Raw genomic sequence first — 13,006 nt, forward strand, 5'->3', positions numbered from 1 at the left:
CTCCTCCCATTCGTAGGGTGAGGACGCCCAGGGGAGCCGGGTGTGGCTATCAGGCAGCTGCCGATCGTGGCTTTGAAGGCTTGGCCGCCCGGCTCCCCACGACGACTCGGCCGCCGATTAGGAAGTGCGAACAAGTCGCTGTGTAGAGCAATGCCGGCGAGGTCGTCCGTGGCACGAACAGAACGAATACGTACGTCAGGAGCACGATGAGCCGGATATGGGTGGGGATCGACAGCGGCAAGGGCCACCATCACGGCCTCGCCCTGGACACGGACGGCAAGACGCTGCTGTCGCGCCGGGTGGCCAACGACGAGCCCGAGCTGCTGAAGCTGATCGGAGACGTCCTGGACCTCGCCGACGGCCGCCACGTCACCTGGGCCATCGACATGACCGGCGGGGAACCGGCCCTGCTGCTGGCCCTGCTGGTCAGCCACGGCCAGGAAATCCTCTACATGTCCGGCAGGCTGGTCAACCGAGCGTCCGACGGCTACCGCGGCGAGGGCAAGACCGACGCCCGCGACGCCTACGTCATCGCCGACCAGGCCAGAATGCGCCGCGACCTGCGCCCCATCCGCCCAGGCGACGAAGCCACGATCGAGCTGAAGCTGCTGACCGGACGCAGAGCTGACCTGGTCGAGGACCGGACCCGCTCCGTCAACCGCCTGCGCGGCACCCTGCTGAGCATGTTCCCGGCCCTGGAACGGGCCCTGGACCTGACCAACACGGGCCCGTTGAAGCTGCTGACGGGCTACCAGACCCCTGCCGCGATCCGCCGCACCGGAACCGCACGGCTGACGACGTGGCTGGCCAACCGCAAGGTCCGAAACGCCAGAGCCCTGGCCGAAGCCGCCGTGGAGGCCGCCGAACGCCAGCACACCGCCGTCCCCGGGGAGAAGACCATCGCGAAGCTGGTCCACACCCTGGCCGGGGAGGTGATGACCCTCAACGAGCAGATCTCGGAACTGGACAAGCTCATCGAGGGCCGGTTTCGCGAGCACGAACTCGCCGACATCCTCCTGAGCGTCCCCGGCATCGGCGCGACCCTCGGCGCCGAGTTCCTCGCCGCCATCGGCGGCGGCCTGGACGAGTTCGACTCCCCTGACTCCTTGGCGGCCTTCGCCGGCGTTGCCCCCGCGCCTCACGACTCGGGCAAGGTCAGCGGCAACCTCCACCGGCCCATGACCTATCACCGAAGACTCCAGCGCGTCTTCTACACCTCCGCGCTCGTCAGCGTCCGCTACGACCCGAACTCGCGGAAGTTCTACGACCGCAAACGCGCCGAGGGCAAGAAACACATCCAGTCCGTGCTGGCCCTGGCCCGCCGACGCGTCAACGTCATCTGGGCACTGATCCGTGACCGACGGTGCTACGAGGTGACACCACCAGTCACTAACGCTGCTTGACAACACCATTAGGAAGCTCTCTCGGCTTCGTCCTGGTCGAGAGGTGCAGTGCCTGGTCGGGTGCCTCGGCTTTTGAGAGCCTGCCGGGCGGCGGGCGAGCAGGTCGGCGCGACCCTGTGGTGCCCAGAGAAGCCTCTGTCCGCTCCGGCAGCGCGTACCGCGTCAAGGCCTCAGGTAGCCCGCAAGCGCTCCTCGGACACGCGATCGCTGTCCACGTCAGGGTTGGTAGACACGTCTAGACCGAACAGGGCGTAGACGCGGACGAGCGCTTCATACGCGTCCCGTTCAGGATCACCGTCGGCCGGCCAGGACTGGTCCCACGAGTCCGCGCTGGCTGCCGAGGCATCACTGAGGAACGCTTGGAGGCCGCTGCCTCCCGGGCCCAGGGAGCGTGGCCTGTCGCCCTGGAAACGGCGTGTCACGACGCGGTGCTGCCAGGGGCCCGCCACCCGTGGCGCGACCAGCCTGTCGGCGATTCGGAAGTACTCCAGCGTCATCTCGGTCAACACATGCACGTTCAGGCGCTGCGCCCAGGCGCTGTCGTTCATGGCCCAGCACAGCATGTCCGAGGTCGCCGTCGCTCCGGCCGTGACAAGTCCGTCTGGACGCACCCACACCGCGCAGCGTGTGCGGCCTAGGTACAGGCCGCCGTTGAGCGTCTGCAGACGTCCGGTGCTGTCCTGGAAATTGAAGCCCGAGGGGCGAAGGACATCCTGATATTTGAGGCCCCTCTTGATCCCGTCGTTGCTGTGGAGACCGGGCAATATGCCCGTGACCGGCCGTGCGGGGAAGCTCTGCCAGAAGAGCACGGGGGCCTCCTCCCAGTCCTGGCGCTGCTCGAGCTCATCCAGGACCTGGTCGGCTTGCTCGCCCCACTCGGCGCCCGGCGGTGCAAGAGCTGCGCCGACCGCTGCAGCGTCCCGAGCGCGCACGCCCTCGTTGATGAGCTGGTACACGTCTTCCGAAGGCATATAGACCGTCCGGTCGCCGTGCCGCACGGGGACCGCGAGCCCGTCGACGAACCGCTCTTTGTCATTGATCATCCGTCGGACTAGGACATAGCGCGACGGTTCGGGTACCGGCTCGACCTCGATCACCAGGTAGTAGTGATCCGCTTCCGCAGCGCTCCGGGCGGGGTCGTGGTACCAGTGGTGGCTGACGGCGACGCGAGGGCGCAGGTACTCGTTCAGCGTATCGACGTACTTGACAACGTCCACCCGGCTCTGTGGGAAGGGGCGGAGGTCGGTGGCGACCTCTAGCGCCTGGTTGTTCTTCTTCTCTGCGACCACGCCCAGCACGAGCAGCCCACCGTGGGCGTTGGCGAAGGCCGCCACGTCCTTGCACAGCTCGTACTTGCCCTTGTCGGATGCCAGGTCGTATGGGGACCGCTTGAAGTCCACCCACGAGGCCTCGGCCACGCCGAGGAGGTCATCGGGGCGGCCAGCGGCCAGCGCTTCGATCAGTGCCGAACGACTCAGAGAAGCCACGCGGTGAGCGTACGCGTCGGCTTGCGCGGGCGTTGGGTCATTGACAACACCCCTGCTCGATATCTCCACTCGGCGCGGCTCAGCCAGACGACAGGAACGTGCCCCACACGAGAGTAGGAGTCGTCCGTGGACGTAGGCTGGCGCTCGATCCGGTACAGGGACGGGGCAAGCAGTTCCTAGGGGCCGGGATTCGGCACGGGGCCGGAGAACAGCTGCGAATGGGCGTGTTAGCTTCCTTGCCGTGGTGGACCACCAGGATGAGACCAGGGCGGCCTACGACGGGATCGTCGAGCTGTATGCGTCGATGTTCGCTGATCGGCTGGAAACGCAGCCCTTCGCCCGAGCTATGGTCGGCACCTTCGCCGAGCAGGTGCGCGGGACGGGGAACCTGCAAGTAGCCGACGTCGGGTGCGGGCCCGGACATCTGACGGCCATGCTGCACGACTTGGGGCTGGACGCCTTCGGGGTCGACCTCTCCCCGGCCATGGTGGACCACGCCCGGCGGGCCCATCCGGCGCTGCTATTCGACGAGGCCCGGATGGAGGCCCTACCAATCGAGGACGGCGCCCTCGGCGGCGTGCTGGCCCACTACTCGATGATCCACACCCCTCCTGGGGAACTACCCGCGCTGCTCACCGAGCAGGCGCGGGTCCTGGCACCAGGAGGCCTCCTCCTGGTCTCGTTCTTCGCGACCAACGGACCCGAGCCGGTCCGATTCGACCACAAGGTGACGCCCGCCTATAGCTGGCCGGCGGACCGGTTCGCCGAGCTGCTGGCTGGAGCCGGGATCGTCACGTTCGCCCGGCTGCTCCACGACCCGGCCTCTGAGCGGGGCTTCCTCGACGCCCACTTGCTGGCCCGCCTCCGCTAGAGCATGGCCCATACATTGGCCTCTTACTGGTGAGCTCGCGTATTCAACTGTCGCCAGTTCCCCGAGGAACCCAGCCCACTGGTGACCGTGTGTGATCTCCAACGGCGTATCGACTCCGGGTGAGCTGCTTGTGCTGGTCCGGGGCCGGTGGCGTTCAGCGACGCTCGGCGAGGACCTGCCGCCGGGGTCCTCCGGCGTCGCCGGGGCCGCTTGGGCCTCAACCCCGGGCAGCCGTCATTCAGCGGTACTGCTCCGGAATTTCCATCTCGTCTGAACCGTCGGAGATGTACCCCACCCCCGGGTTCACGACCTCGGCAACGACGATCCAGGGTCTATGCCCCTCCACTTCGCAGACCGCGTGCAGGCGCAGTTTCGCCTCCCAGTACCCGTCCACCCAGTCTCCCGGGTCTTGGAACCAGCTCGGCGGCTCGGAGTTATCCATCTGCCGGTGCACGAAGTTGCCGCGCTCCAGGCTCCGGATAATGCACTGGCGGCCGGGCGCGGCAACCCCGTCGACCCCGGGGCTGAATCGGGCGGGCCCCCAGATCACCGACGGCAGCTCCGTACGCATAGCTTCGTCGTAATGCGGTCTGGCTGAGTGATCCCGTCCGGCCTCGTCGCGCACCGTGAGGGTGATCGTGTCGAGGTGATCCAGGCCGACCGGGCCGGCGAGTGTGGTGGTGAGCCTCAGGCGGTTGGAGCCCACGCGGATCAGGCTGAAGGTCAGCTTAGGAGTCAACTCGCGGTGCCAGCGGTCTCGTTCGATCTGCGCCACCTCTCGCGCGGTGTCAGCCGAGTCCGCAGCGGCCGCCGCCGCTTTGCGGGTCGTCCAGTACGCCATGACCGCGGCGACCACCACCCCGACCGCGGTAACAATGGCACCGAACGCCGTCCAGTCGTCAGTGTTCATGGCGCCGGACCGTAGCAGCAGCCTAGGTTCTCCACATGGACTCAGGAGACTGGATCGCTCTGATCGCGGTCGTTGTGTCGGTCGGCGCCGCCTTCATCAGCGCATGGCAGGCCCGGATCGCTCGCACGTCCGCAGATAGTCAGATGGAGATGGCCAAGCGGGTGCACCGCGAACAAAACGAGCCCTACGTCGTCGTGGACATCGAGCCCTACCAGCCAGGCTCCCCAGCCATGGTCCTGGTCATTGAGAACATCGGCCCCACGGTAGCCAGAAACGTGCGGATCAGTTGCGACCCGCCGATCGTCTCAAATTGGGGCGATGACCTGACCGCAACCCTGCAACAGATCATGTCGCAGCCCATCTCAGCGCTGCCTCCCCGAAGGCGCCTCGTCTATCTCTTCGACGACCACGACCGGTGGCGTACCGACCTCCCGACCGCCTACACGTTCACTGTTCAATGCGATGGACCTGAAGGCGCAGTGGAGGCGTTGGAGTACATGATCGATTTCGGTTTTTGGGGGGACTCGCTGATTGGCGAGCGGCCTACCAAGCGGCTGGAGGAGGAGCTAGACAGCATCAGCACTGTGCTGGGCAAGCTGACCGACAGTTACAAGCTGGCTGCTGCCCCAATGATCAGGGAGGAACGGCAACGTCAGGCGGACGCGTTCAGGGAACGAAGAAACCGGGTACCTCGTCCCCCCTCGCCAGACCTTCCGAGCGGATCGCCAGACGCCTGAACTGGTGCGGGTAGCTCAGGGCAGGTCAGCACTGCGCCTTCGTGGCTGCCGACCGGCCTTGGTACTGATGGACTCGCGTAATCAACTGTCGCCGGGTCCCCGAGGAGTCCAGCCCGCTGGTGACCTTCCGTGATCTCCTTGGGCGTATCGGCTCCACGTGCCGCCGGTCTCGTTGCGGAGCCGGGTGGTGGTCTTGTGGTGGTAGCCGAGCGCGTCCGCGACCACGGGGGCGGGCATGTCGAGGAGCTGCTGGCGGATGGCGGCGCCGCGGGCAGCTGCGGCCGGGATCCCGATCTCGTTCAGCAGAGCGGACAGGTGATCGGGGCGGAACGGCTGGCCGGCCCTGCGGCCGGGGAAGAGCCAGCCGGACGCGGGGGTTGGTGGCGGTGTTCATGTTGTCGCGGTGTGCGATGTGTTCCAGCAGCAGGTCCACGACCGGCTCGGGGATCGGCGAGGGTGACTTCCCGAGCCGTAGCAGCACGGTGTCGCCGTCGCGGATGACGTCGTCGAGGGTGAGTCGGACGATGCGGCTCACGGGCTGCGCGTAGGGGAGCACGATGACTCCGGCGACTCGGAGCCTCATCGGTGTCTCCGTGTCGGTCAGTAGTCGGCCGAGGGCGTCGAGGCGCTCGTCGTCGCTCATTGCGGCCCGCCGGGAGACCTTCATGGCCGGAACAGAGAGGAAGCCTGGGCAGCGGTGGGTCTGCATGGCCCAGTTGAGGAAGGCTCGCAAGCAGGTGCGGCCGTGTTCCGTGTTCTCGGCCCGCCACGCGTCGATGTCGAGCTGGCCACAGGACGCGAGGTTGGTGTTCCGCTTGCCGAGCCAGTGCAGGAAGGCGGTCGCGTACTTGATTTGCTCGGCGGCGAACCGGCGGATGCTCGGTGTGATGTGGCTCCGGTCAGTGCGGGCCCGCAGCCGGGCGCCGACGAGGGCGGGCTTCGTCCATCAAGCGGCCGATTACCTCCGGCACCTGCGCGATGGCGACGGCGCACCCGGATCACCGTGGGCAGCACGGGGGCTGCGATGGCTACCGCGGTGGTTATCCCCACCATCTCCGAGCGCGAGTTGAGCTTGCTGGCTCGCGCAGTGCGGGAAGGGCTGCGGGGCTGGCGCACTTGGCCAGCCCCGCTCGGTGTTGTGGTAGCCCTCTAGGAGGTGGTGCTCCACTCTTCGAGGGCGGCGTCGATGCGCCTGTTTGCCCGACCCTGGGACTGAGCCAAGACCTTGGCGTAGATCCGGAACATGACGGCGAGGCTGTGGCCAGCCCGACGGGCGCACTCTGCCGGGTCCACTCCTGAGCTGAGCCAGAACGAGATGCCCGCGTGTCGTAGGTCGTATGGTCGCTTGGCGAGCAGGGAGCCCCGTTCAGCATCGGAGAGGGCCTTCTCACGGGCTCTGGCCCACACTTCGCCGTATCCGCTCTCTTGGACCACGCCACCGCGCAGGGTCTGGAAGACCCTGCCGTCCTTCGCCGTGCCATGTTCCTTGAGGTGCTGGCGAAGCACCTGGACGAAGACGGGCGGGATGGGCACTGGCCGGGATTCGTTTGGTGCCCGCCACTTCAGGCTTCGCTGGTCGTGGGCGGTGCCGGCATCCGTCCAGTCACGGCCAACGCGTACGAGCCCGCGGCGGAGAGTGAGGGTGCCCCAGCCCTGCTCCGGGAGGTGGCACTGGTCGGCCCGGAGATTAATGACTTCAGAGGGGCGCATGGCCGCGTGATACATGCAGCCGAAGAACGCCTCCAGGCTCGCTCCTCGCTCGCCCTGCTCGCGGACAGCCTGCAGGAGGCGGCGGATCTGGCGGGGGTTCGCAACGGCCTCCGGGTCTACCTCTTCCGACGTCCGGGGTGGGGTCCAGCTCACCGACGACAGCGGATTGGTCATGGTGGAGAAGTACTTGGACTCCGCCGCGTACGTGAGGGCCTGGTTGAAGCAGACCCGCTTGCGGCGAGCGGTTCTCGCTGCTGCCGGCTTCCCATCGAGTTTCGTGCTGAGCGCGTGGAGGGCTTTGCGCAGCACGAGCGGGTCCTCGAGGTCGGAGACCGAGACGGACTGCTTCTTCACCCACTCCAGAGCTTCGCGCCACTCGGCAGGAGGCTGCTGTTCGCGAGCCTTCTTGTTGTAGGACCAGCTGTAGAGGGCGCGTCGGAGTATTCGGGCGTCTGGGCGGCCGGCCTCCGTCTTCACCAAGGCAGGCGTGATGGTGGCCAGTGCGTCGGCGAGCCCGGGTCGGGACTTGGCAGGGGTGCTCTCCCACCTCATGTCGATGAACTTCAGGGTGTGCTCGTACCAGGTAACGGCCTGCTTGCGCTTGCGCAGTTCGGAGGCAGGAAGCCGCGTTTCCAGATCGAAGGGTTCGCCGTTTCGGGCCGCTGTGATGAGTTCGGCCTTGCGGCTCTCAGCCAGTGGCTTCGTGAGGTAGGACTCGGACTTTTCTCTGCCGCCCACGGACCACCGGACTTCGAAGGGCTTTCGGCGGCCGGCGCGTTCGCGGATGTCCCAGAAGCGGACGTCGTAGCTCGTGGGCATCAGTGGACGGGCTCCTCGCAGCTCTCCAGCCACGCGTCGAATTCGCGTCGGCGAAAGCGCAGTTGTCCGTTGGGCAGCTTGATGTAGCGAGGTGCCTTCCCGCGGGCGCGCATGCGGTAGAAGGCGGCACGGGACATGCCGAGTTCGTCCAGGACGTCGGCGAGCTTCATGTGCGGTTCTCGGCGCAAGGCGATCAGTCCCCCTTGGAGATCTGCGGGTTGTCGATGGGCGTGGCGACGGTGAGGTAGAGCCGTACGAGGCGGCTGGGCGGTCGGTCGGGGTAGGGCTGGCTGGTGTCGAGGACGTCCAGCACGCGCGCGAGCTGCTGGGCTGTGCGGAGGCATTCGAGTTCGGTGCCGTGGAGGCGGATTCGCATGGCAGGGACTCCAAGCGGTGGTTTCGGCCGATGGGTGTTGTGCGCGGAGCGTGAGCGGCCAGGCGGCGGACGAGGGCCGGGACCGGAAGGTGTCAGCAACGTCAGCAGAAGTCGTCTACCTGCAGCCTTGGTGCGCTGACTGCTGTCAGCAGGCGTCAGCAGCGTCAGCGAATGCCGGTACTTCTGCTGACGTTGCTGACCCTTGCTGACTTCCCGTCCCCAGGTGTTCTCGCTGGTCGGCGACTTTTGCTGACGTTGCTGACGGTTAGCGGCCATCGGAACCGCCCTCAGAGGCGTGGAGGGAGGGGTGGACACGGTAGGTAGCGGTGGGCGGGCGCCAGGGCTGTCCGGTCTTCGTCGGTTCGTCGGCGCGGAGGTAGCCGTGGGATTCGAGGAGCGCGAGGGCGGGCTCGACCTGGGCGACGGTGCGGAATCGTCGGGAGGCGGCGACGGCGTCGCGGCGCTTGATGGCGGTGCGCCAGGTGCCGTCGGCCTTGGGCCGGCGGAGCCAGGCGAGGATGGTCTGCGCGGCTTCGGTAGCAGGGTCGGAGCCGATGAGGTCGAAGACCGCCAGGGCGTGGTCGGTGTAGTAGCGGGTGATCTCGGCAGCACGGGTGACTGCGTCTTCGCCCACGGGGCGGCCCCAGGCGTCGGATCCGACGTGGTCACTGAGGTGGAGGAGTGCGGCGACGCGGGCGGTGGCGCCGACCCACTTGCCCGCCCAGTCGAGCAGGTGGGAGAGCCGCTGGTCGGGGCGAAGCGAGGCCTCGAGTTCCTCCTGCAGCCTCTCGATGGCGTGATCGGCCTGCGCCGACATGGGCACGGTCACGGGCTCGGGCAGGGCGTAAAGGGTGCGCAGGAGGCTTGTGAGGCGATTGCTGTACTGCTGAGCGACGGGCTCGGGGACGGGAGCAGTGCGGGTCTTGCGGTAACCGAGATTCGAGGCAGGCAGGGCGAACAGGAAGCGGGCGAGCAGGCCCCGGTCGCGGGCGCCGTGTGCGTCGGCGAGGTCCTGCAGGACGGCGGGCTGCGGCGTGACGCCAATAGTGAGCGCGGGTTTGTCGACAGAGGGCTGTTCGCGGGTGATGCGGTCGGTCTGCAGTCGCTCGCCCTTGTGGGCCTGGAGGAAGACTCCGAGGTTGGGCTTGGCGCTGTAGCGGCCGGCGATGATGTCGAACAGGTCGCCTTCGGGCGAGAGCGCCGCGAGGCAGCGGTGTACGGCGAGTTGCTGGGCGAGCGGTTCGGGGGTGATGTCGCCCGACACCGTGAGCCGAGGGACCGGCGGGACGTGGATCTCGTCAGCGAGCATGCGAGCCCCGGAGGCTTCGGCGACGAGGGCGGTGCGGTCGATGCCGTCGCCAGGTTTGCGCGCCTTGGCCATGAGGGCTTCGGCTTCGGCTTCCGCGGCGTCCTTGGCGGTCTGGGCCTCGATGCGCGAGGCGCGGGATTCCTCCTGGAGCTGCTTCTCCACCTCGTAGACCGGCGCGGTCATCGCAGCGAAGACATCGGACTTGCGGGAGGCCGGGGGCATAGCGCACACCAGGTAGAGGTTCGTCTGCTCGGTCCAGCCCGGCCGGACCTGGACGTGCACGCGTCCGCCCGCAGCCGTGGAGAGCGCGGCCAGACCCATGGTGGCGGCGAGGTCCGGCGGAGTCTGGGTGAACTCGGCTACCGCCGCGACGGTCTCAGCAACCCATGGCGGCAGGGCACCGACGGGGAATGTGGGAAGCGGACCATGGGTGCCGAGAGGGATCGGGTCGGGCCACTTCTGGGTGTCGCGCAGCGCGGCGAGCTCCCGCTCGGCGTCGGCGGCGATCTGTCCGGCGCTGCTGCTGCCGCTCCGAGCCCGTGCCATCGTGCGGGTGGCGGTCTCGATGAGTCTGCGTTCCGCGGCCTTCTCCGCGACGATCTCCGCGTAGTAGCCACCATTTGCTGCGGTCGGCACGGCCTGAACGAGGATGTGGAGGTAGGTAGCGCCGCCCACCCGGTGGAGGTCTCCTGCCTTCTGCAGGTAGTTCGTGACCGTGATGACGTCGATCGGGCGCCCACTGTTGCGCATGTCGACGATCGCGGCGTGGATGGTGGCATGGGCCGGTTCGTAGTAGTCATCGGGGCCGATGAACCTGGTGACTTCGGCGAAGGCGTCAAACGTGGGGCTGGGCAGGAGCATGGCGCCTAGAGCGGCCTGTTCGGCATCCTTGTCGTTCGGTGGGGAACCCGCGAGGTCGTCAGCTCTGGTGTGCAGAGGGCGGACGTTGCCGTACTCGCCGTGCGGCTGTTCGGTCACTGGGTGCTGGGCCCTTTCCCTGGTCGTGCTGTGTCAGGTCGTCTCGGAGCGGTCTTGATCAATGCCTCTGCATGTAGGTACGTCTGCGGGCGAAATCTGTGACACCTGTGGCGTCGCGCTGCCCTGGCGGCGGCGTTTGCGCATGACGCGCGCGCACGCGTAGGGCGGTCCAGAAAGTCCAGAAACCCTCGGCGCTCGGCCGCCCGCTGCTGGACGTCAGGGGCGTCAGCCAAGCGGCGTCGGACGCGTCTGACGGGGGTCGCGCGCACGTATGACCTGTGCGTTTGGGGCCCGCTGCCGTCCGGGCTGTCAGACGCGTCCGACGCGTCAGGGCCGTCAGGCGGCTTCGTCTTCGCGGATGATCCGGTAGACGCCGGTCTCGTTGGTCTCAGCGAGTCGGCCAGCCATGACGAAGTTGGCGACCTGGCTGGAGACCCAGGGGCGGGAGCGGCCGTGGCGGTCGCAGTGCTCCATGAAGTCGGAGGGACGGACGATGGTGCGACCTTCGGCTTCGAACTCGTCGAGCATCTCTGCCATGGCCTGGCGGGCCTGGGCTGGGGTGAGGTCGACCTTCTGCTTGGCGGAGGGACGTTCGGCGAGCTGGATCACGCCGCTCGGTTCGGGGAGTTCGGCCTCGGGGTCGATGGCGTCCAGGTCCTCGTCATGGTCGTCGTCCGTGTCGGGCTCGTCGAGGTCCTGGTCGTCGAAGTCTTCGGCGTCGAGGTCCTGGTCGTACGGGCTGGGGTCGATCATGGCGGTCTCCGTCGTCGGGGCGTTGTCGGCGCCGGGGATGGGGTAGCGGGTGCGCTTGGCGTAGAGACGGCCTGCGGCCTTGGATGCGGCCTCGGCCGTGATGGGGTCGCCGGCGGCCCGGGTGGCGTCGAACGCGAGGACGACCCAATCGAGGTATTCGCGGGCGGTGAGGTACGAACGGGCGGGGGTGGCCCAGAAGGTCTCGGGGATGCCGTTGGCGACCAGGTAGCAGTAGCCGGGCTTCTTGTCCTTCCAGGCGTGCGGGGCGGCCCCGGCGTCGAGGACGTCGTCGTCCAGGGCGAAGGTGGCGTCGCGGTCGTTACGCAGGCCGTACACCCAGGAGGAGCCGAGGGAGGCGCGGGTGTCGGTGGAGACCTGGTTGCCGGATGCGCGCTGCAGGGAGATGACCAAGGAGACGCCGGCGGAGCGGGCTTCCTGGGCGATTCCGGTGAAGACGTCGTCGTCGGTCTCGCGGATGGTCTTGGCGGCTTCCTCGAACCAGCCGATGAGGTAGGGCATGCCGGGGGAGCCGTCGGCCTGGGTCTTGGCGCAGGCGGGTTCCCACTGCTTGTAGCCGTACTTGGCGAGCCATCGGGTTCGGGCCGGGATGACCGCGTTGAGGGCCTCGACCATGGCCTTGGTCGACTTCATGTCGAGGGCGGCCCAATCGATTGCGGGCAGCAACGGACCGAGAGTCTGGTCGGCCTTTGCGGGGTCGGATGCCCACACGGTGACGTCGCGGCGCGTGAGGATCTCCGCCAGGGCGGTGAGCCCGCCTTCGGACTTGCCGGAGCCGGTCATCCCCATGACGAGCAGGTGCATGGCATTGCGGCCGGCCTTTGGATCGCCGGGGAAGTACATGACGGCCTCGGTGCCGTCCTCGTAGATGCCGACGTGTACGGGGTCAGCGATGGAGCCGCCCGGGTGCGAGGGGCCGGGGCAGGGGACGGTGTTCTTGAGCAAGTCGTGCGGGACGACGGTGAGCTGGACGCGGGATGCGGAGTCCGGGTCGTGGGTGAGCCGGACGGCGTTCTTCGAGACGTCCAGGGCGCTTGCGAGCAGCGGCAGGGCCTTGCTCGCGTCGTCCTGGGTGAGTTCGCCCCGAGGCAGCTGCAGGTCGAAGGTGGCCTTGTTCGGGGACACGGTCGAGCGGGTGATCTGGGCCTTGGCGAGGCCGACCTTCTCCAGCAGCCCGCCGTCAGCGCTGATGCCGCCCTCGGGATTGCGCCGCAGGATCTGTCGGATGTTCCAGGACAGGGCGAGTGCGGGTGCGCCCATGAAGTACAGGCCCGGCAGGGGACCGGAGTCGGGCCCGGCGATAGCGGCCGCCGTGAACCAGCTGGAGGACGCGGCGACCGTGATCGCGGAGTGGAGGCGGCGCTGGGCGGTGGTGGTCTTGCCCGCCCACCAGGTCGTACCGGTGAGCGCGACTGAGACGAGGGTGAGGCCGGCGGTCGCGGCGGCGCTGCCTGACCAGTAGAAGTGCGCGGGCAGGGAGGCCAGGCCGGTCCCGATCCCGGCGAGCCACGGGGGAAGATGCGGCTTGGCACGGTGGAGCAGGTATTCGGCGATGCCGCCGCTGCCGTGCGCGGCACGCAGCTGCTCTTCGTAACGCTGCTCGGGGGTGGGCTGGGACACGGCCTGGTCCTCCTG

10 protein-coding genes are annotated in these 13,006 nt (G+C 67.9%); 3 read left to right on the forward strand and 7 right to left on the reverse strand.

Annotated features, from left to right (window positions below; genetic code table 11):
• Positions 1-206: 206 nt before the first annotated feature.
• Positions 207-1,403 (forward strand): IS110 family RNA-guided transposase, encoded by a 1,197-nt coding sequence (locus tag DDW44_RS17695; protein ID WP_108907037.1) that lies wholly within the window; start codon positions 207-209, stop codon positions 1,401-1,403.
• 170 nt (positions 1,404-1,573) lie between these two features.
• On the opposite strand, the gene DDW44_RS17700 is transcribed toward DDW44_RS17695, so the two are convergent.
• The gene (locus DDW44_RS17700) at positions 1,574-2,890 is read right to left on the reverse strand and encodes an AlbA family DNA-binding domain-containing protein (RefSeq protein WP_167455505.1); all 1,317 of its coding nucleotides are present in this window, start codon (positions 2,888-2,890) and stop codon (positions 1,574-1,576) included.
• 241 nt (positions 2,891-3,131) lie between these two features.
• Here DDW44_RS17700 and DDW44_RS17705 point away from each other — a divergent pair, with 241 nt between their 5' ends.
• Complete coding sequence (locus tag DDW44_RS17705; protein ID WP_108907039.1) at positions 3,132-3,761, forward strand: class I SAM-dependent methyltransferase; 630 nt, start codon at positions 3,132-3,134, stop codon at positions 3,759-3,761.
• 238 nt (positions 3,762-3,999) lie between these two features.
• Here the strand turns inward: DDW44_RS17705 and DDW44_RS17710 are convergent, their stop codons facing one another.
• Positions 4,000-4,671 (reverse strand): hypothetical protein, encoded by a 672-nt coding sequence (locus DDW44_RS17710; RefSeq protein ID WP_108907040.1) that lies wholly within the window; start codon positions 4,669-4,671, stop codon positions 4,000-4,002.
• Between the two features lie 35 nt (positions 4,672-4,706).
• Here DDW44_RS17710 and DDW44_RS17715 point away from each other — a divergent pair, with 35 nt between their 5' ends.
• Positions 4,707-5,408: a hypothetical protein gene (locus DDW44_RS17715; RefSeq protein ID WP_108907041.1), complete on the forward strand. Its 702-nt coding sequence runs from the start codon at positions 4,707-4,709 to the stop codon at positions 5,406-5,408.
• A 1,149-nt stretch (positions 5,409-6,557) separates the two neighbouring features.
• Here the strand turns inward: DDW44_RS17715 and DDW44_RS17725 are convergent.
• The 5 genes from DDW44_RS17725 to traB all read right to left on the reverse strand — a co-directional run bounded on the left by DDW44_RS17725 (position 6,558) and on the right by traB (position 12,991).
• Positions 6,558-7,937: a tyrosine-type recombinase/integrase gene (locus DDW44_RS17725; RefSeq protein ID WP_108907042.1), complete on the reverse strand. Its 1,380-nt coding sequence runs from the start codon at positions 7,935-7,937 to the stop codon at positions 6,558-6,560.
• The gene (locus tag DDW44_RS17730) at positions 7,937-8,107 is read right to left on the reverse strand and encodes a helix-turn-helix transcriptional regulator (RefSeq protein ID WP_108907043.1); all 171 of its coding nucleotides are present in this window, start codon (positions 8,105-8,107) and stop codon (positions 7,937-7,939) included. The genes DDW44_RS17725 and DDW44_RS17730 overlap by 1 nt, the downstream gene beginning before the upstream one ends.
• Before the next feature lie 23 nt (positions 8,108-8,130).
• Complete coding sequence (locus tag DDW44_RS17735) at positions 8,131-8,313, reverse strand: hypothetical protein (RefSeq protein WP_108907044.1); 183 nt, start codon at positions 8,311-8,313, stop codon at positions 8,131-8,133.
• Positions 8,314-8,578: 265 nt separating this feature from the next.
• The gene (locus DDW44_RS17740) at positions 8,579-10,600 is read right to left on the reverse strand and encodes a DUF3987 domain-containing protein (protein WP_108907045.1); all 2,022 of its coding nucleotides are present in this window, start codon (positions 10,598-10,600) and stop codon (positions 8,579-8,581) included.
• A 336-nt stretch (positions 10,601-10,936) separates the two neighbouring features.
• Entirely contained in the window at positions 10,937-12,991 is a 2,055-nt protein-coding gene (gene traB / locus DDW44_RS17745; RefSeq protein WP_108907046.1) for a plasmid transfer protein TraB, read from the reverse strand.
• Between the last annotated feature and the right edge of the window lie 15 nt (positions 12,992-13,006).

It is taken from the genome of Streptomyces tirandamycinicus, from assembly GCF_003097515.1.
Classification (GTDB): Bacteria; Actinomycetota; Actinomycetes; order Streptomycetales; family Streptomycetaceae; genus Streptomyces; species Streptomyces tirandamycinicus.

Bases quoted from the DNA above. Each gene is read 5' to 3' on its own strand.
- DDW44_RS17710 (WP_108907040.1), bottom strand. From the start codon at position 4,671: ATGAACACTGACGACTGGACGGCGTTCGGTGCCATTGTTACCGCGGTC.
- DDW44_RS17715 (WP_108907041.1), top strand. From the start codon at position 4,707: ATGGACTCAGGAGACTGGATCGCTCTGATCGCGGTCGTTGTGTCGGTC.
- DDW44_RS17695 (WP_108907037.1), top strand. From the start codon at position 207: ATGAGCCGGATATGGGTGGGGATCGACAGCGGCAAGGGCCACCATCAC.
- DDW44_RS17730 (WP_108907043.1), bottom strand. From the start codon at position 8,107: ATGAAGCTCGCCGACGTCCTGGACGAACTCGGCATGTCCCGTGCCGCC.
- DDW44_RS17735 (WP_108907044.1), bottom strand. From the start codon at position 8,313: ATGCGAATCCGCCTCCACGGCACCGAACTCGAATGCCTCCGCACAGCC.
- DDW44_RS17725 (WP_108907042.1), bottom strand. From the start codon at position 7,937: ATGCCCACGAGCTACGACGTCCGCTTCTGGGACATCCGCGAACGCGCC.